The sequence below is a fragment of the Mesorhizobium sp. WSM1497 genome, assembly GCF_001672455.2.
In the GTDB taxonomy this organism is placed as follows: domain Bacteria; phylum Pseudomonadota; class Alphaproteobacteria; order Rhizobiales; family Rhizobiaceae; genus Mesorhizobium; species Mesorhizobium ciceri.
Window position 1 is genome coordinate 4,783,002 of record NZ_CP021070.1, and the last position, 17,294, is coordinate 4,800,295.

General features: G+C 61.7%; 18 protein-coding genes and 1 tRNA gene. 4 read left to right on the top strand and 15 right to left on the bottom strand.

What is annotated here, in order from left to right; translation table 11 throughout:
- Positions 1 to 118: 118 nt before the first annotated feature.
- The 7 genes from A9K65_RS23365 to A9K65_RS23395 all read right to left on the bottom strand — a co-directional run bounded on the left by A9K65_RS23365 (position 119) and on the right by A9K65_RS23395 (position 5,358).
- A complete protein-coding gene (locus tag A9K65_RS23365) occupies positions 119 to 352 on the bottom strand; it encodes a DUF6434 domain-containing protein (protein ID WP_063167872.1) in 234 nt (77 codons plus the stop codon).
- Between the two features lie 73 nt (positions 353 to 425).
- A complete protein-coding gene (gene glpX, locus A9K65_RS23370) occupies positions 426 to 1,409 on the bottom strand; it encodes a class II fructose-bisphosphatase (protein ID WP_013531987.1) in 984 nt (327 codons plus the stop codon).
- A gap of 204 nt (positions 1,410 to 1,613) precedes the next feature.
- Entirely contained in the window at positions 1,614 to 1,781 is a 168-nt protein-coding gene (locus A9K65_RS23375; RefSeq protein WP_013531988.1) for a Thivi_2564 family membrane protein, read from the bottom strand.
- A 71-nt stretch (positions 1,782 to 1,852) separates the two neighbouring features.
- Positions 1,853 to 2,209, bottom strand: a complete 357-nt coding sequence (locus A9K65_RS23380) for a hypothetical protein (protein ID WP_064995483.1) — start codon at positions 2,207 to 2,209, stop codon at positions 1,853 to 1,855.
- Positions 2,210 to 2,342: 133 nt separating this feature from the next.
- Positions 2,343 to 3,656, bottom strand: coding sequence for a homoserine dehydrogenase (locus A9K65_RS23385; RefSeq protein ID WP_013531990.1), 1,314 nt, complete (start codon positions 3,654 to 3,656; stop codon positions 2,343 to 2,345).
- A gap of 47 nt (positions 3,657 to 3,703) precedes the next feature.
- Complete coding sequence (locus tag A9K65_RS23390; RefSeq protein WP_013531991.1) at positions 3,704 to 4,921, bottom strand: LL-diaminopimelate aminotransferase; 1,218 nt, start codon at positions 4,919 to 4,921, stop codon at positions 3,704 to 3,706.
- A 44-nt stretch (positions 4,922 to 4,965) separates the two neighbouring features.
- Entirely contained in the window at positions 4,966 to 5,358 is a 393-nt protein-coding gene (locus A9K65_RS23395; protein ID WP_027162587.1) for a hypothetical protein, read from the bottom strand.
- 97 nt (positions 5,359 to 5,455) lie between these two features.
- On the opposite strand from A9K65_RS23395, the gene phaC reads away from it, so the two are divergent.
- The 3 genes from phaC to A9K65_RS23410 all read left to right on the top strand — a co-directional run bounded on the left by phaC (position 5,456) and on the right by A9K65_RS23410 (position 9,133).
- Positions 5,456 to 7,291 carry a class I poly(R)-hydroxyalkanoic acid synthase gene (gene phaC, locus A9K65_RS23400; protein ID WP_013531993.1) on the top strand — a complete coding sequence of 612 codons (1,836 nt, stop codon included), beginning with the start codon at positions 5,456 to 5,458 and terminating at the stop codon, positions 7,289 to 7,291.
- A 215-nt stretch (positions 7,292 to 7,506) separates the two neighbouring features.
- Entirely contained in the window at positions 7,507 to 8,757 is a 1,251-nt protein-coding gene (locus tag A9K65_RS23405; protein ID WP_024505706.1) for a YcbK family protein, read from the top strand.
- 301 nt (positions 8,758 to 9,058) lie between these two features.
- A tRNA-Glu gene (locus A9K65_RS23410) sits at positions 9,059 to 9,133 on the top strand.
- A gap of 809 nt (positions 9,134 to 9,942) precedes the next feature.
- Here A9K65_RS23410 and A9K65_RS23420 read toward each other — a convergent pair.
- The 5 genes from A9K65_RS23420 to A9K65_RS23440 all read right to left on the bottom strand — a co-directional run bounded on the left by A9K65_RS23420 (position 9,943) and on the right by A9K65_RS23440 (position 13,110).
- On the bottom strand, positions 9,943 to 10,350 hold the full coding sequence (locus A9K65_RS23420) for a TadE/TadG family type IV pilus assembly protein (protein WP_013531997.1): 408 nt from the start codon (positions 10,348 to 10,350) through the stop codon (positions 9,943 to 9,945).
- The gene (locus A9K65_RS23425; RefSeq protein ID WP_064995340.1) at positions 10,340 to 10,765 is read right to left on the bottom strand and encodes a TadE/TadG family type IV pilus assembly protein; all 426 of its coding nucleotides are present in this window, start codon (positions 10,763 to 10,765) and stop codon (positions 10,340 to 10,342) included. Before A9K65_RS23425 ends, A9K65_RS23420 begins: the two co-directional genes overlap by 11 nt.
- Positions 10,766 to 10,784: 19 nt before the next feature.
- Positions 10,785 to 12,011, bottom strand: coding sequence for a pilus assembly protein TadG-related protein (locus A9K65_RS23430; RefSeq protein ID WP_064995341.1), 1,227 nt, complete (start codon positions 12,009 to 12,011; stop codon positions 10,785 to 10,787).
- 321 nt (positions 12,012 to 12,332) lie between these two features.
- A complete protein-coding gene (locus A9K65_RS23435; protein WP_024505702.1) occupies positions 12,333 to 12,596 on the bottom strand; it encodes a DUF6074 family protein in 264 nt (87 codons plus the stop codon).
- A gap of 217 nt (positions 12,597 to 12,813) precedes the next feature.
- Positions 12,814 to 13,110, bottom strand: coding sequence for a DUF982 domain-containing protein (locus tag A9K65_RS23440; protein WP_013532001.1), 297 nt, complete (start codon positions 13,108 to 13,110; stop codon positions 12,814 to 12,816).
- Between the two features lie 241 nt (positions 13,111 to 13,351).
- Here A9K65_RS23440 and map point away from each other — a divergent pair, with 241 nt between their 5' ends.
- Entirely contained in the window at positions 13,352 to 14,179 is an 828-nt protein-coding gene (map, locus tag A9K65_RS23445) for a type I methionyl aminopeptidase (protein WP_013532002.1), read from the top strand.
- A 27-nt stretch (positions 14,180 to 14,206) separates the two neighbouring features.
- Here the strand turns inward: map and A9K65_RS23450 are convergent, their stop codons facing one another.
- Genes A9K65_RS23450 through A9K65_RS23460 form a run of 3 tightly spaced genes read right to left on the bottom strand, consistent with a single transcriptional unit; the run spans position 14,207 to position 17,190 of the window.
- Positions 14,207 to 15,532, bottom strand: coding sequence for a HAMP domain-containing sensor histidine kinase (locus tag A9K65_RS23450; protein WP_064995342.1), 1,326 nt, complete (start codon positions 15,530 to 15,532; stop codon positions 14,207 to 14,209).
- A complete protein-coding gene (locus tag A9K65_RS23455) occupies positions 15,529 to 16,290 on the bottom strand; it encodes a response regulator transcription factor (protein ID WP_063167867.1) in 762 nt (253 codons plus the stop codon). Before A9K65_RS23455 ends, A9K65_RS23450 begins: the two co-directional genes overlap by 4 nt.
- A 42-nt stretch (positions 16,291 to 16,332) precedes the next feature.
- Positions 16,333 to 17,190 (bottom strand): MipA/OmpV family protein, encoded by an 858-nt coding sequence (locus A9K65_RS23460; protein ID WP_013532005.1) that lies wholly within the window; start codon positions 17,188 to 17,190, stop codon positions 16,333 to 16,335.
- Positions 17,191 to 17,294: the final 104 nt, after the last annotated feature.

The following is a 17,294-nucleotide window of genomic DNA, read 5'->3' on the forward strand; positions in this document are numbered from 1 at the left end:
GTTTTGGGGCGACGACCTGTATTGGCAACGATTTAAAGCGTGTCACGTTCATGCGACGCTCTATAGGCCAAAGGCAGGCAAAGCCAAGCGATTCACGGTGTGCGCCGTCCGGGAAGTATCAAGAAAACTGCGCTTTCCGCTTTTCAGCCTGGCGCCGAAGCCATTCGTCGGCCGCATCGCCCATCGTCGTTTCCACACCGTCCTTGAGCCAGGCCATGAAAGGCCGGTCGAAGCTGAATGCGTAGCTGCATTCCCGGATGAGAAAGCGACGCACATTCTGGGTGTTGCGATAAGACTGCGTGATGGCGGTGGCGCGCGAGATCGGATCCGCGTGCCAGTCGAACGGTTTCATCGTCAAATCCTTGCAGCCAATATCGGGTGCGCCCGAATGGCTAACAATTGCAAGGTGGCTTCGCAAGCAAGCGTCAGAACTTATCCAGGTCCTGATGGCGTGCCTTGATCTCGCGCACCGTCCGCGACGACGAGCGCAGCACGATCGTGTGGGTGGTGATGTAATTGTGGCCGAACTTGACGCCAGCCAGCATGTTGCCGTCGGTGACACCGGTGGCCGCAAACAGCACATCGCCGCGCGCCATGTCCTCCGTCCGATAGACCCGTTTCGGATTGGAAATACCCATCTTTGCCGCGCGAGCAACCTTTTCCGGTGTGTCGAGGATCAGCCTGCCCTGCATCTGGCCGCCGGTGCAGCGCAGCGCGGCGGCGGCCAGCACGCCCTCGGGTGCTCCGCCAGTGCCGAGATAGATATCGATGCCGGTTTCTTCCGGATCCGTGGTGTGGATGACGCCGGCGACATCGCCGTCGCCGATCAGCCGGATCGCGGCACCCGTGGCGCGCACGGCATCGATCAGCTTGGCATGACGTGGCCGGTCGAGGATACAGGTGGTGATGTCCGAAATAGCCACGCCCTTGGCGCGGGCGAGGCTGGCGATGTTTTCGGCCGGTGAGGCATCGATATCGATGACGCCGTCCGCATAGCCCGGACCGATGGCGATCTTGTCCATGTAGACATCGGGCGCAAATAGCAGGCTGCCCTTTTCGGCGATGGCGATGACGGCGAGCGCATTGGGCAGGTTCTTGGCGCAGATCGTCGTGCCTTCGAGCGGATCGAGCGCGATATCGACCGCCGGACCTTTGCCGGAGCCGACTTCTTCGCCGATATAGAGCATCGGCGCTTCATCGCGCTCGCCCTCGCCGATCACCACCGTGCCCCTGATGGAAAGCCGGTTGAGTTCCTGGCGCATGGCATCCACGGCGACCTGGTCGGCCGCCTTTTCGTCGCCGCGCCCACGCAGCCTGGCGGCCGCGACGGCGGCCCGTTCGGTGACGCGCACCAGTTCCATGGTGAGTATCCGGTCAAGGCCGGCGACGATGTTCTGGGCCACATTCATCTGGTGATTTCCTCGTTGGCAATGCGGCCTCCCGCCGGAGGCGGGCCTGTTTTGTCAAACGAGCATGACAACGGCAAGACCTGCCACGAATATTATCGAATATCCAACAATATCAATCGATTAAACTACGTCTTGAAACACGACCGGCCCGATCGCCACGCGCCGGGCCAGTCTTAAAACGGTGAGAATGGCGGCCTTCGCGGCCTAAAAAACCGCGAGGTATTTGAGCAGCGAAATGATGCCGATGATGATGACGATGACCTGAACTATCTGTCTCATCCGGCCATCGAGCGGCAGGCGTTGAACCAGATAGAGAACGAGGATGATGACGAGGAATGTGATCAGGATGCCGATCAACGCTGATGAAGCCATGGTGTCCTCCTTAAAAGTGATTTGCTGAAAACAATAGAAAAGGCCGGAAGCCCGGCCCTATTGCGCTGCGGTCAATACCAGCGGCGGGAGGTATCGTTCGTCGATTGAGCAATGGCGAAGCCGGCCAGAAAGCCGAGCAGGCCGATCACGCCGACCAAAGCTGTCGTCGTACCAGGATTCTCGCGCGCGACTTCTGAAACAGCCTGGGCTTGGCTGCGCAGTTGTTGCGCCGTACGCGAAGCGCGGTTCGCCGCGGTGTCGTACAACTCGGACGCCTGTTCGCTGGCGTCATCGAGCATCTCCGCGCCCCGCGCCGAAATGCTCTTGTTGATCTTGGTGATCTCTTTGCGCAGTTCGGCAATCTGCTTTTCCAGCGTCTTCTGGACGTCGTCGATATCGGGGGTGTCGGATTTGTTGGTGTCAGCCATGAAGCGGTTCCTCTGGTTGGTGACCAAGAGAACGGCGTCGACGCGAATTCGTTCCGGTCTGTGGCGGCTGCCTGCCTCCAGACCGGACTTCAATGCCTGCGGAATTCTTGTCCCGCGCGAGTGTCGGACAAAGCTACCCTGCCCGTTCGATGCGGATGACCTGCGGTTTGTCGGTCAGATGTCCGTCCTTGGTGATGCCGTCTACCGCCTTGCGCACGGCGGCCTCCGTCGTCTCGTGGGTGACAAGGATCACCGTCTTCTGTGCCGCCGCCTCGCCGTTGACTGCATGCTGGACGATCGATTCCAGCGAGATGTCATTATCGGCCATGCGCTTGGCGATTGCCGCGAACACGCCGATGCGGTCGTGCACGGTCAGCCGGATGAAATAACCGCCGGCATGGCTGCGCATCTGCGCCTTCTTGTAGGGTTTCAGCTCCTTGGCCGGCCGGCCGAAGACCGGACCATGCTGGAAGCCTGGCCGGCTCTTGGCGATGTCGGCGATGTCGCCAATGACGGCCGATGCGGTGGCGTTGCCGCCCGCCCCGGGGCCGGACAGCAGCAGCTCACCCAGAATGTCGGTCTCGATCGCCACCGCATTGGTGACGCCATGCACCTGCGCGATGACCGATGCGGTCGGCACCATGGTAGGATGCACGCGCTGCTCGATGCCGCTCTCGGTGCGCTGGGCGACACCCAGCAGCTTGATCCGGTAGCCAAGATCGGCGGCCGCGCGGATGTCGGCCTGGGTGATGTTGGAAATGCCTTCCATGTAGATGTCGTTGGCGGCGATCCTGGTGCCAAAGGCAAGGCTGGTCAGGATCGACAGTTTGTGCGCCGTGTCGTGGCCCTCGATATCGAAGGTCGGATCGGCCTCGGCATAGCCCAGCCGCTGCGCGTCCTTCAGGCAAGCATCGAACGAGATGCCCTCGGCCTCCATGCGGGTCAGGATGTAGTTACAGGTGCCGTTGAGGATGCCGAACACGCGGGTGACCGAATTGCCGGCCATCGCCTCACGCATCGTCTTGATGACGGGAATGCCGCCCGCCACCGCCGCCTCGTAGTTCAGAAGCACGCCCTTCTTCTCGGCGATCTCGGCCAGCGCCACGCCATGCTTGGCCAGCAGCGCCTTGTTGGCGGTGACGACGTGACGGCCGGCTTCGAGTGCCGTCTTCACCGATGAGCGCGCCGGGCCCTCGTCGCCGCCGATCAGTTCGACGAACACGTCGATTTCTGCGGTCTGGGCCATCTTGACCGGATCGTCGAACCACTTTGCAGAGCTCAGATCGACGCCCCGATCGCGCTTGTGGTCGCGCGCCGAGACGGCGGTGACGATCACGTCACGGCCGCACTGGCGGGTCAGTTCCACCGCTTTGTCGCGCAGCACGCGCGCCACCGATGCACCGACCGTGCCGAGGCCGGCAATTCCAACACGCAATGCTTCAGCCATGTCCGGCGACGTCCCTCAAAGTCAGATCGAATTTGCGTGCGGCAAGCTTACCGGTGAGCGGAGAGCGGCACGACATTGTTGGGCTGCTTGGCGCTGGTTGACAGGAAGCGCTTGATGTTGCGCGCCGCCTGCCGGATCCTGTGCTCGTTCTCGACCAGAGCAACGCGCACGAATTCGTCGCCATGCTCGCCGAAGCCGACACCGGGCGCCACGGCCACGTCGGCATGTTCGATGAGCAGCTTGGAGAATTCGAGCGAGCCGAGATGCTTGAACGGCTCCGGGATCGGCGCCCAGGCGAACATCGATGCCGCCGGTGCCGGAATGGTCCAGCCGGCGCGGCCGAAGGCGTCGACCATCACGTCGCGGCGCTTGTGGTAGATGTCGCGCACCTCGGCGATGTCGGCGCCGTCGCCGTTGAGCGCGTGTGCCGCCGCCACCTGGATCGGCGTGAAGGCGCCGTAATCGAGGTAGGACTTCACCCGCGTCAGCGCCGAGATCAGCCGCTCGTTGCCGACGGCAAAGCCCATGCGCCAACCGGGCATGGAGAAGGTCTTCGACATGGAGGTGAATTCGACGCAAACGTCGATCGCGCCAGGCACCTGCAGCACCGAAGGCGGCGGATTGCCGTCGAAATAGATCTCCGAATAGGCAAGGTCGGACAGGATGATGATGTCGTTCTTCTTGGCGAAGGCGACCACATCCTTGTAGAAATCGAGCGAGGCGACCAGCGCTGTCGGGTTCGACGGATAGTTGAGGATCAGCGCCAGCGGCTTCGGGATCGAATGCTTGACACCGCGCTCGAGCGCCGGGATGAAACCGTCGTCCGGCTCCACCTGCAGCGAGCGGATGACGCCGCCCGACATGATAAAGCCGAAGGCATGGATCGGATAGGTCGGGTTCGGGCACAGGATCACGTCGCCGGGCGCGGTGATCGCCTGCGCCATGTTGGCAAAGCCTTCCTTCGAGCCAAGCGTGGCCACCACTTGCGTGTCGGGGTTGAGCTTCACGCCGAAGCGCCTGCCATAGTAGGCGGCCTGGGCGCGGCGCAGGCCCGGAATGCCGCGCGACGAGGAATAGCGATGCGTGCGCGGGTCGCGCACGACCTCGCACAATTTGTCGACGATAGCCTTGGGCGTCGGCAGGTCCGGATTGCCCATGCCGAGGTCGATGATGTCGGCGCCACGCGATCGGGCGCTGGCCTTGAGCCGGTTGACCTGCTCGAACACGTAAGGCGGAAGCCGGCGAACCTTGTGAAATTCTTCCATGGCAGTTCCAGACAGCGAAGGGGTGTTGGGCGCGCGCTATATACTTATTTGCAGGTAGGGTCGAGGGCGGGGTCGCATTTGGCTTCGATCTGCTTCAGCGTTTCGTCGCCATGCTTCTTGGCCAGATCCGTCAGCGCCGCCTGGTTGGCGACCTTGGGGCCGCCGCCCTTTGCCGCCTGCGCATTCTCATCCGCCTTCAATTGCGCGAGCTTGGCGTTCTTCTCGGCTTCGGTGAACTGCGGCGCCGCCACTTGCGGCTTGATGTTCAGGTTCGGGAAGGTGCCGGTATCCTTCGGTCCCGCACCCACAGCGACAGGCGTCGGGCCATTCGTGTTGGTGCTCGAGCACCCGGCAATGCCGATGAGGACGATCGCCGCGCCGATGCGGCAAAAACGTCCGGCACCGAAAAAAACAGTCTCGCCAATATTAATCGTCATATTGTTTCCTTGGCAGCCGAGGTAGAGCGAGATTGGCCCGGTCGGATGTCCCATGTTAATATGTCAAGAAAAGGCCTCGGGAGGAACCCCGCCAACCATGTCCAAAACACCCGATTCGGGCAAAGCGGAAGATGACCAGCCTTCGACCGTCGAGCAATATCTGGTGAAGGACCCGGAACGCTTCGCCCTGAACATGGCGCGCATGATCGAGCAGGCCGGCAAGGCCGCTTCCGCCTGGGCCGAGCCGCGTGAAAAAGGCGACGTGCGCGACCATGTGGCCGAGCCCGTCGTCGATATGGTGAAGACCTTTTCCAAGCTCAGCGAATACTGGCTTGCCGATCCGCAGCGCGCGCTGGAAGCGCAGACGCGGCTGTTCTCCGGCTATATGACGGTCTGGGCCAACGCCATTCAGCGCACCAGCAACGCCGCGCAAGACACCGAAGACGCGGTCAAGCCGGAGCGCGGCGACAAGCGCTTCCTCGACCCGGAATGGGGCCGCAACGCCTTCTTCGATTTCCTCAAGCAGGCCTATCTCGTCACCTCGCGCTGGGCGGCCGATCTGGTTGAGCACGCCGAAGGTCTTGACGAGCACACCCGCCACAAGGCCGGCTTTTACGTCAAGCAGGTGTCCAACGCCATCTCGCCGTCGAATTTCATCCTGACCAATCCGGAACTGTTCCGCGAAACCGTCGCCTCGAACGGCGAAAACCTGGTGCGCGGCATGAAGATGCTGGCCGAGGACATCGCCGCCGGCAAGGGCGACCTGAAGCTGCGGCAGGCCGACTACTCGCCCTTCGAGATCGGCAGGAACATCGCCACCACTCCCGGCAAGGTGGTCGGCCGCAGCGACGTCGCCGAAATCATCCAGTACGAACCGGCGACCGAGACGGTGCTCAAGCGGCCCCTGCTGATCTGCCCGCCATGGATCAATAAATTCTACATCCTCGATCTGAACCCGCAGAAATCCTTCATTCGCTGGGCGGTTGAACAGGGCCACACCGTGTTCGTCATCTCCTGGGTCAATCCGGACGAGCGCCACGGCACCAAGAGCTGGGAAGCCTATATCCGCGAGGGTCTGCAATACGGCCTCGACACGGTCGAGAAGGCCACCGGCGAACGCGACGTCAACGCGATCGGCTATTGCGTCGGCGGCACGCTCCTGGCGGCGGCACTGGCGCTGATGGCGCAAGAGGGCGACGACCGCATCAAGTCGGCGACCTTCTTCACCACGCAGGTCGACTTCACCTATGCCGGCGACCTGAAGGTGTTCGTCGACGAAGAACAGGTCGCGGCAGTGGAAAAGTCGATGAGCGAAAAGGGCTATCTCGACGGCACCAAGATGGCGACCGCCTTCAACATGCTGCGCTCAGGCGACCTGATCTGGCCCTATGTCGTCAACAACTACATGCGCGGCAAGGATCCCCTGCCCTTCGACCTGCTCTACTGGAATGCCGATTCCACCCGCATGGCCGCAGCCAACCACTCTTTCTACCTGCGCAACTGCTATCTTGAGAACAACCTTTCGCAAGGCACGATGGAACTGGCGGGCCGCACGGTCTCGCTCGGCGACATCACCATCCCGGTCTACAACCTTGCCTCCAAGGAAGATCACATCGCGCCGGCGCTTTCGGTGTTCCTCGGCTCCAAATATTTCGGCGGCACGGTCGAGTATGTGATGGCGGGGTCGGGCCATATCGCCGGGGTTGTCAATCCGCCGGCATCCAACAAATACCAGTATTGGACCGGGGGTACGCCGACGGGCGACTTCAGCCAGTGGATAGCCAATGCCACCGACCATCCAGGATCCTGGTGGCCGCACTGGCAAGGCTGGATAGAGGCCAAGGACAACACCCGTGTGCCTGCCCGCAAACCGGGCAAGCATATGAAAACCTTGGGTGATGCTCCGGGCACCTATGTGAAGGTCCGTGTGTAACGGACTGTAATGTGTGGTGAGTTGACGGGCCGCCAAAAGCGGGCGAAATGGTGTCGTCAACCATCAAGCGGCCGTAATTCGGCAATCACTGCAAAAATACTTCCAGGCTTGCGGATTTGACACAGGTCTCGTTTCCGGATCGGAGACAAAGGTCACCTTGGCAGCGACGCATGCATGCCGCGCCAAGATATGCCGACCGGACATCGAGGGGGAATTTGACTTTGAAATCAGCAGGATGGAGCCTCGCAAAGGGAGAACGCCGCGCCATTGTGGCAGCGCTCTGCTCCTTGCTTCTGGCCTCCTGCACTTCGGCTGGCGACCCGGCAATGTCGGTCGGAATGCCCGGCTACAATGCCACCGCATCGGATGTAAACGCGGCCTCCAGCGGCAAGGCGATCGCCGCCTCCGATTCGTCTGATGTCACGACGGAGCAGACGACCGTGATGACGGCAAGCGACACGGCGCTTCCTGAAAAGGTCGCCTATGTGCCTGTGTCCAAACCGGGAGCTGCCTTTCCGCTGACCATGCCGGCGGGCGCCGAAACCATCGTTGGAAACACGCCGCAGTCGCTGACGCAGCAGGCACAGACCGCGCAGCAGACCGATGCGGTCGCCCAGCAGATCGCCGCGGCCGACGGCGACGTGGCGGCGCCGAAGCCCGCTGCCGCTCCGGCCATGAACAACCCGGTCTATGTGACGGCTGGCGAGATGCCGCAGGCCGAAGCACCAAAGAAGAAAGGCTTCCTCGCCTCGATGTTTGGCGCAACGCCAGCCTCGGCGACACCAGCCCCCCTCATCAGCAACGCCCGGACGGGCGAGCAGCCCCCGGCGCAGGCAAAAGCGACGCCAGCAGCGGCAAAGCCGATCATCACGCTTGCCTCGGCCAATTCCACGGCCAAGCCGGTACAGCTGGCTTCGCTCGGTGGCGATAGCGGTCACATCACCGGCAGCGATGCCCTGCCCGGCGTGCGCCAGACGGCCCTGTTCGAGATCAAGCGCAAGTCCGGCCTCGATGACGAAAGCGACGTCGACCTCAACGAGGATGAGGGGCCAGTGGGCGGCTCCTATCAGGTTGCGTCCGCCGCCGGCATGGCCCGGCTGGCGCCCAACGGGCTGCTCAAGCAGAACGAAAGCGTCGATGTGGCCTGCCTGAAGCCGTCGCTGGTGCGCGTGCTGAAGACGATCGAAGGCCACTACGGCCGCAAGATGACGGTGACGTCAGGCTATCGCGACCCGGCCCGCAACCGGCGCGCCAACGGCGCCAAGAATTCGCTGCACATGTATTGCGCCGCCGCCGACATCCAGGTTCCCGGCGTTTCGAAATGGGAACTGGCGAGCTACATCAGAAGCATGCCCGGTCGCGGCGGTGTCGGCACATACTGCCACACAGAATCGGTTCACGTCGACGTCGGTCCCGAGCGCGACTGGAACTGGCGCTGCCGCCGGCGCAGCGGCGGTGACGGCTAGCAGCGCTATTTGACGGCCTACGCCTGTCAGCCGCCAAGGCCGTTCCGGCAATATCGTTCCAGCCTCCTGAACATTCGAGATAGGCCGAAGCGTCCCCAACTTCGTCATCCTCGGGTCTTCGCGACGGAGCGCTCCTTGCTCCGCCCGTGGATGACGAAACGATGGGTGTCGCCGCTAATCGTCAAGCCTGCCAACCCTCGGCAAACCGTTGATTTGGCAGGCCTGGAAAAAAGTTGTCCAAGGTGGCACCTGACGGGTTGCCGGTTGCGCACAACGCCAGTATAAGCCGCTTCGTCTGAGCGCGCCCATCGTCTAGCGGTTAGGACACCGCCCTTTCACGGCGGTAACAGGGGTTCGATTCCCCTTGGGCGTACCAGAAAAATTTGCGTTTGGCGCAAACCTCCCTCCCAATGTCGGCAATTTCGCTTGGCTCTCTGCTGCTCTCTTCAACTGACGCGCAGTCTTCCGCGATCACACCATAGGCCAACGCGGCCACACGGGTCATAATCCTGCTACAAAGTGGTCGATTCCTCAGGGATGTAGCCGCTCCAAGAGCCCGCCGCAGGTCGCCCCCGTGGCGGGCTTTTTATGGCACGGTCGAGTTGGGCTTTCACGGCATTGCGACAACGGGGCGAAGCCCCGAGTGGCAAGTCCGTATTTATTTGCCTGGTTTGCGTGCGGGAGCCTACCTGAGAACGGGTCGCGCGCCGCTCAAGACGACCCTCTTCAGCGCTTCAACCGGCATCGACAGTGGGAAGTCAAAAGCCTGTTATGATCCACGGATTGGAGTCGTATCCGAGACGCGGCTCTGCCTTTGCCCCGCTATCTTCCGATTTGGCGGTTCCGGTGAAACCGCAGTCCAGATTTGCAACGGGCTTCTTGGCCGACGGTTTCGTGGAACACAAGGCGGCAGCGTCACTGACCGCCGCCTTCTTTTCCTTGGCAACAGCGACACCGGTCGCAGCGAAAACAACAGCCGCGCACAATACAGCCACTCTCATTGGAACCCCCACATTGCACCCGACAGATGGTCGAACATGACGTAACGTAATCTTAATATTAGCACTAACGAATATATTAGCTAGCCCCGTGCCATAAAAAGCAGGCCGAGTGCCAAGCTTGCGCCACGACCGCCAAACCGGTGCATTAGCAGAGCCCCGGCGCGCGAGGCTATCAGGCCACAGCCTAGCCGCTGCCAAGCAGCGGCACGGTAACGGTTGTCGCGTAGTTGATCGGGAAGGAACTGAAGTAGGGGAAATCGATGACGAAGGCATAGGCGGCGGTCAGATGCGCCATGCGGAAGCCGCCGCTCACCGGGTCGATGGCGATCGTGACGTTCACGTCCTTGAACCCCAAGGCCTGCAATTTCTGCGTGGCGATCGATTGAATGTCGGCTTGGGTCAGCGTGTTCTTAAGCTGCAGCGAGCGCGCTGACGTCTCCAGCGTATAGCGAACACTGGAGACCGAGTGCATCGACCAGCCAAAGGCGAATATTCCGAACAGCAGCATGACAAGGAAGGGGGCGATCAGCGCGAACTCCAGCCCGGCCCCGCCCGATCGATCCCGCCGCAACGCGCTTACCCTAGCGGACACGGATCATCTCCTGGTGACCGATGACGGTGGGAGCGGCAAAGGCGCCGAAGGCAATTGGCGGCACCCAGGTGCCCGATGCCTGTATCTGGACATAGATCGACGGCACCTTGGGCCCACTGCACATGGTGGAAGCGTCGACCACGGTCGTCCCGCACATACGGATGTGGCTTAGAGTGACCTGGCCGTCTTCCGGCCGATTTTCCCAGCTCGCAATGGCAAGGGCCTGGGTCGCCGCATCATCGGTCGATCCGCTCATGACCAGGTTCGCGGCCGTCTTCACACCGGCGCGCATCGACAGTGAACTCGTTATGTAGGACCAGCCGTCCAGAATACCAAGCAGCACCAGGCACAGAATGGGCAGCACCATCGCGAACTCGACCGCCGCAACGCCCGAATCATCGCCAAGGATCGGCATCGACCGGCGCCCCACGGAGCTACTCGGACAGTGCCACGGACCGCGCGGCTGGAATGTTGGGCACTCCGAGGCTCGAGCAATCCTGATTGATGGTTGAGTTACCGGACCATTGAATCGTATCTGCGACGACCCTGGTGCAGCCGCCATTGCCCGAGAAGTTGCCAAGATAGCTCACTTGCTGCTTGGGGAAATAGATGGCCCCGGTCAAAAGCGAGTCCGCTGTGCCGTTGAATGTGCTGGATGCACTCATGCCGGTCCTGTCGCCGTAGAACAGAACGCCTGAGTAGGTGCCCGAAGTCGCCGCGCTGAGCTTCACGGACGCATTGCCGTTCATGCTGACGGTCGAGCTGCCCGACATGAAGATGGTCACCCCGGCGCCGGTGATGGCCGCGTTGGCGTTTATCTTGAGATTGCCCTGGACGACATAAACGCCGGGCGAAAGCGTGACGTTGCCCTTCAGGTTCATGCCGCTGCAATAGGTGCCTGGACCGAGCGTCGCCTTGTTGTCGTTCAGGCAAGGGGTCGCGGCCACCGGGGCCGGCAGATCGACAAAGGGATCGCCGGCAGGCAGTGCCTGGGTGATCGGGGCCGCGCAGACGGTCGTGACGGGATTGCTGAGAGAGACACCGCCCGCCGATATCAGGCAATCGGCCTGCAGACCGGCCGCGCCCTGAAGCTTGATGGCGTCGGAGGCGATGGAATTGGACATGACCGAGCAGCCGGTGAGCTTAACGCTGGTGCTGCCGGAAAACAGCACCGCCTGCGACGCGGACGGATCGAGCGCGAGCATGCAAGCACTCGAGGCATCGGTAATGACGGCCACCGCCCTCGCCTGTTCGGGAACCTTGTCCTGTGTGAAGATCAAGGTGAACATCCGGTCGAGCTTCTGGCCGACGATCACCTCGACCGCTTTCTTCGCCGTATTCGGTCCGGACGCGGGCGGCGTATTGACGACGATCGTGCCCGAGCCCAGCCCGTTCGACGCCGCGGACTGGGTCGCGGCCGCGACGATCGTCGGCTTGTCGGAACCCGAAATCTGTTCGAGCGCTCCGGCATAGGCGGCTGCATCGGCCGTCGCCTGCAATCTCAGGCTGTTGTAGTACCAATAGGAGGTCTCGACGCCGAAGCCCGCAGCGCCGACAACTACCGGCAAGGTGAGGGCAAAAATGGTGGCGACATTTGCGCCCGTGCTCCGGCGCATGGCGTCCATTACAAGCCGAACACGGGTGAAGCTATTCAAGGCCATGGTTTAAATTAGAAAGCACGCATAAATGAACGAATGGCTAAAAAGTTCGGTGCATTTTTGAGCAGTGGTCCATTGGCTTCAAAAAAGAAGTGCTTCGCTGGCTGATCAACGCGCGAGCGCACTTCCTGGCAAGCGAGAAGGGCTAGGGCCAGCGGGAGGCGGCGAGAGAGAGCATCGATGTCCTAGAGCATCCGCCTGCGATAGGCGGCCATGGGTTCGCACCCGATCAGCGAACTTGCCGTCGAAGGCAGCAAACACCGATATATTGCTGCTCGCACTATTGGAGAATGCAGTGGGAAGCCAAAGCTGTGCAGGATTTCTTCAAGCGGAAAGAATCGGCATCGGCTCCGCAACCACCCCGGCCGACATCTCTCTTTGCACGGCCAGGAAGAACCTGCGCACTTCGTCGCCGGCTGCCGTTCTGTCCCTGCCCGATCCGACGACGAGATCGAGCAACTCCGACGCCTTGGCCCTCCAGAACGAGGTGGCGGGCTCGCCATGCAGGTTGCCGAGCTTGGCGGCAACCTCTCTGACCAAGAATACCTGACGGTCGATCGGGAATGCACGGATTTTTTCTGGGGACATCTTCCGAACCATGAGACTGACGCAACGAATCAACCATTGCCAACAAGCAATGGCGTAGCCGGGAAGGTGGAAACGGAAGCTTAACGGCGCTGACGTGGGTGCAGCGTGGAGCGGTCGTCGGGACGAAAAGGGCGCAGCCCTGCGCTCACGACATCGCCGTGTGCGTTCAAACGCGATCGTTGACGTAGGAACCGGGGCAGGCGAACGGCGACGGCCCTCAGGCCTGGAGCGCCCTCGCCTCACCGCCGCGCTTGCGCGGCGTCATCATGTCCCTGGCCATCAGTCCGCTGGCCCGGCAAAACGCCATGAACGCCCGGCAAGCATCCTCGGTCTTGACCACGTCTACCGTGGCCCCAAAGCAGGCGTTGAAGGCTTTCTGGTAGATCGGGCCCTGACGGCGCGCAGGCCAGTCCTGGAGAAAATCGAGCGCCTGTTCGACGCCGTAGATCTCCTCGACCGGCAGGCCGGGCGCGGGCGCTATGCGCACCGGCACCTCGAATTGCAGTCTGTCCATTTCCTGTCTCCCGAACTGGCGCCACCGCAGCAACGCCGTTCGTCGTCAAAAGTTGCTTTGACCGGCTTTTGGCCCAGAAATGTGTCGTCACTTGGGTCGCTGAACCGCCCATGCAAGGCGAATATCTCGAACTGTGCGGGTGCATCGGGCAGTTCTTCCTTGAACCTTTTGCCCTCAAGTGCCAAATCTGGGGAGATCTTCACGTCGGCTCCTGCAGGGCCCTACCCGCTACACGGACAAAATGGTCACCTATCTCGACGCTGCCACGGCCCCGCTCAGAAATACCGGCCAGATCCGCCTCTATGGCGAGGACGGCTTTGCCGGCATGCGCAAGGCATGCGATCTCACCGCGCGCTGCCTCGACGAGCTGGTGCCGATGGTCCAGCCCGGCGTCACCACCGAAGCAATAGACCGCTTCGTCTTCGAATTCGGCATGGACCACGGCGCGCTGCCGGCGACGCTCAACTATCGCGGCTACACGAAATCATCCTGCACCTCGATCAACCATGTCGTCTGCCATGGCATTCCCGACAACAAGCCGCTCAAGGATGGCGACATCGTCAACATCGACGTCACCTACATCCTCGACGGCTGGCACGGCGATTCTTCGCGCATGTATCCGGTCGGCACGATCAAGCGCGCCGCCGAGCGGCTGCTCGAAGTCACGCATGAATGCCTGATGCGCGGCATTGCAGCGGTCAGGCCGGGCGCCCGCACCGGCGCCATCGGCGCCGCCATCCAGACCTTTGCCGAAGGCGAGCGCTGCTCGGTGGTGCGCGACTTCTGCGGCCACGGCGTCGGCCAGTTGTTCCATGACGCGCCGAACATCCTGCATTACGGCAGCGCCAATGAAGGCGTCGAGATGCGGCCAGGCATGATCTTCACCATCGAGCCGATGATCAATCTGGGCAGGCCGCACGTGAAGGTTCTGTCGGATGGCTGGACCGCGGTAACGCGCGACCGTTCACTGTCGGCGCAGTACGAGCACACGATCGGCGTGACCGACACAGGGTGCGAGATTTTCACGCTGTCGCCCAAAAAGCTCGATCGCCCCGGCCTGCCGGCTTAGAGCGCACCTTACCCGGCGGGAGGCCGTCTATGCCGACTGCACATCCGCGGCATTCGGCAGGTCGATGGTAACGACCAGTCCGCTGGGCTGGTTGTCCTCCAATTCGATCCTGCCGCCGTGCCCCTGGACGATGTCGGCGACGATCGAGAGGCCCAGACCGAAGCCATGCTTCGACGCAATGCCGCGCGACGCATCTTCCTTGAAGAATGGTTCGAAAACACGGGCACGTGCCGTCATCGGAATACCCGGCCCGTCGTCCCCTACCGTGATGCGCGCCGCCGTGCCGGTCGCCGTCAAGGCGACCGTGACATTGCCAGCGAATTTGACCCCGTTGTCGCAAAGGTTGGCGATCGCACGCGCCAATGCATTGGGCTTGCACCAGCCCAGAAGCCGGTCCGGCCCGGAATATGAGACAGGAAATCCGACATCGGAGAATTCGGCGCAGACGGTTTGCAGAACGCTGGCAATATCGGCGCGCTGCAGCTTCTCCGTCGAAACATCGTTGCGCAGGTAGGTAAGGGTCTCATCGATCAAGATTTCGATGTGCTGGACATCGGACAGGATTGCGGTTCGGATTGGGCCATCATCCATGCGCTCGGCGCGAAGCCGCAGCCGCGTCAAAGGCGTGCGCAGATCATGACTGACGCTGCGCAACATGCGCGTGCGGTTTTCGATCATCGTGCGGATACGCGTCCTCATCCTGTTCAGGGCGCGCGCCAACCCGACCATTTCAATGGAGCCGTGTTCGACGAAGAGCTGGTCGCCATTCTCAATCTCGGCCGAACCGACTGCCGCCGAGATGCGCTTCAACGGATGCGTCACGGCCCAAACCGCAAACAGCCAGATCAGCACGGGCAAGGCAACGAAAGCCATGAACCTGTAGAACGAGGCACGGACGAGGCCCGATGTCAGCCAGGAATCGGGCATGCCGAAATGGGCCAGGACGTCCTGCTGGTCGAGGTCGATGACAAACGCGTATCGGCCGCCGATCCTTATCCAGCGTCCCTCAACCGTCCCCCTGTCGATACGCAAAAGCCATTCGACACTTCGCCATTGCAGATAGGACTGGGGAATGCCGCGTATCCGGTCCTTGGGCAATATCTCGAAATCAAAGCCGGCCCGCTTTGCTGTCGCCAGAATTGCGCCACGCGCCTGCGCCGGCGTTTCTTGCAACAAGGCAGCAACAACGGCCGCACGCCCGGCGTTATCTTCCGCGGCGGGAAGATCGGCGTTCTCTATGAAACTCTCGACGACCGAACCGACGAACATGATCACGATCACCGCGATGAAAATGATTGCCACAAACTGCCCACGCACGGACTGTGGCAAGAAACGGCGGATGAAATCCCTCATGCTTCCTCCACCGTCGCGGTGAAGATGTAGCCACCCAACCGAACGGTCCTCAAAAGCACCGGATCGCGCGCATCCTTTTCGATCTTCCTGCGGATTCGACTGATATGGACATCGACGCTACGCTCGATCGGCCCCGCGAGCCCGGCATGGGTTACGCCCAGAAGTTCCTCACGAGAGAGAACCCGGCCTGCATTGCGACAAAACGCAAGCAACAGGTCGAATTCATGCGTCGTGGTCGTCACCCGCGCATTGTTGGGGTCATGCAATTGCCGGCGTATGGGATCAAGGCGCCAGCCGTTGAAACGAAGTACCTTCGACCAGTCCCGCTCGTCGGGATCATAGGCTGTACGGCGCAGCAGCGCCCGTATCCTGGCCGTCAGTTCACGCGCGCTGAACGGTTTCGTCACATAGTCGTCCGCGCCGATTTCCAGCCCGAAGATGCGGTCGATTTCCTCGCCGAGCGCGGTCAGCATCAGGATCGGAATGTTGGTTGCGGCACGAAGGCGGCGGCAGATGTTGAGACCGTTTTCGCCCGGCAACATGACATCGAGCACGATGAGATCGAATTTCTGGGTGCGAAGCGCGGCATTCATCTGGACGCCGCTCTCGGCAATTTCCACAGTCATGCCGTTGTCGGTGAGCGTGTCGCCCAGCATGCGTGCGATCTCCAGATCGTCTTCGACAATGAGGATGCGCGAACCTTGCCTTGCCGACCTGGATTCGGCGCTCAAATCGCTTTGGTGCCGTTGCTGTGCCATTCCGGAGCTTGTCCAGCTTGCATTTGGTGCCCTGGGTAGGCGTCAGAACCGATATCCGACGAGAAGCATCCCTGAAGGCTGGATCTTTTCGACGACGACGGGGCTGTCGGCAGCGTCACCCAAGAGAACGCCGACCCCCGCTTCGCCGCGCACCATCCAGTTCTCGTCGAGCATATATGTGGCGGAAATCGAAAAATCGGCGCGCTTCAAACCGGCGCCGGCATCATAGCGCGCCAGCCCCGAGCGAGCCGATTGCTCGGGCGTGACGCCAAAATAGGCCTGCATGTAATTTTCGTCGGCGAACACGGCGGACGCGCTGGCGCCGATCATCAACGATTGAGACAGAGGCCGGGTCACCTCGATCCCCACCCTGCCCTCCAGGCCATCGCTGCCGCCGATGGTCTTGTCCAGCTGCGCGAATATTTCGGCCGGACCGAACTTCGCCGCTGCCTTCACGCCGACCGTCGCGCCCATGTCGACATCCCCCAAGCCGCGCAGATGGTCGGAGTCGTCTTCCTTGCGGCCCATCTCATAGCCAAGCCGCGCGCTGAAGGCGAACGGTCCTTGTTCATAAACGGCGATGTTGGCACCAGTCGGATCGATCGTCACCGTGTCGAGGAATGTCGCCGTGACGAAAGGCACCGGCATGATCTTGAATTCATTGCTGCCCTCGTATTTGGGGACGATGATGGCGCCGCCGCCGAGCACGACGTGCCAGTCGGACAGTTTCTGTTCGAAGCGCCCGAAACGGGAAGGCTCGGGCGGCAGGGTAAAATCATCGGAATTCACCGCAATGGCGTCTGCCGCCAGCGCGCCGTCCGAATGGGCTGAAAGCAGGATTGCCATGACCGCAAGAGATGCCCGGCCGGCAAATAGTCCAGAGTCAATTTTGGCGAACATGCGTGCTCCAGTATAGCGAGGCAAAGAGCCTCCGGTGGCGTCACCATGTCAGGTGAAAGTGGCCGCATGCGTTAAGTGATGTTAAGTTTTGTTGCGCAATCGTG

What these genes read in the sequence shown, in the direction of transcription:
- A9K65_RS23365 (WP_063167872.1), bottom strand. Translation starts at nt 352, where the DNA reads ATGAAACCGTTCGACTGGCACGCGGATCCGATCTCGCGCGCCACCGCC.
- glpX (WP_013531987.1), bottom strand. Translation starts at nt 1,409, where the DNA reads ATGAATGTGGCCCAGAACATCGTCGCCGGCCTTGACCGGATACTCACC.
- A9K65_RS23375 (WP_013531988.1), bottom strand. Translation starts at nt 1,781, where the DNA reads ATGGCTTCATCAGCGTTGATCGGCATCCTGATCACATTCCTCGTCATC.
- A9K65_RS23380 (WP_064995483.1), bottom strand. Translation starts at nt 2,209, where the DNA reads ATGGCTGACACCAACAAATCCGACACCCCCGATATCGACGACGTCCAG.
- A9K65_RS23385 (WP_013531990.1), bottom strand. Translation starts at nt 3,656, where the DNA reads ATGGCTGAAGCATTGCGTGTTGGAATTGCCGGCCTCGGCACGGTCGGT.
- A9K65_RS23390 (WP_013531991.1), bottom strand. Translation starts at nt 4,921, where the DNA reads ATGGAAGAATTTCACAAGGTTCGCCGGCTTCCGCCTTACGTGTTCGAG.
- A9K65_RS23395 (WP_027162587.1), bottom strand. Translation starts at nt 5,358, where the DNA reads ATGACGATTAATATTGGCGAGACTGTTTTTTTCGGTGCCGGACGTTTT.
- phaC (WP_013531993.1), top strand. Translation starts at nt 5,456, where the DNA reads ATGTCCAAAACACCCGATTCGGGCAAAGCGGAAGATGACCAGCCTTCG.
- A9K65_RS23425 (WP_064995340.1), bottom strand. Translation starts at nt 10,765, where the DNA reads ATGCCGATCCTTGGCGATGATTCGGGCGTTGCGGCGGTCGAGTTCGCG.
- A9K65_RS23430 (WP_064995341.1), bottom strand. Translation starts at nt 12,011, where the DNA reads ATGGCCTTGAATAGCTTCACCCGTGTTCGGCTTGTAATGGACGCCATG.
- A9K65_RS23435 (WP_024505702.1), bottom strand. Translation starts at nt 12,596, where the DNA reads ATGTCCCCAGAAAAAATCCGTGCATTCCCGATCGACCGTCAGGTATTC.
- A9K65_RS23440 (WP_013532001.1), bottom strand. Translation starts at nt 13,110, where the DNA reads ATGGACAGACTGCAATTCGAGGTGCCGGTGCGCATAGCGCCCGCGCCC.
- map (WP_013532002.1), top strand. Translation starts at nt 13,352, where the DNA reads ATGGTCACCTATCTCGACGCTGCCACGGCCCCGCTCAGAAATACCGGC.
- A9K65_RS23450 (WP_064995342.1), bottom strand. Translation starts at nt 15,532, where the DNA reads ATGAGGGATTTCATCCGCCGTTTCTTGCCACAGTCCGTGCGTGGGCAG.
- A9K65_RS23455 (WP_063167867.1), bottom strand. Translation starts at nt 16,290, where the DNA reads ATGGCACAGCAACGGCACCAAAGCGATTTGAGCGCCGAATCCAGGTCG.
- A9K65_RS23460 (WP_013532005.1), bottom strand. Translation starts at nt 17,190, where the DNA reads ATGTTCGCCAAAATTGACTCTGGACTATTTGCCGGCCGGGCATCTCTT.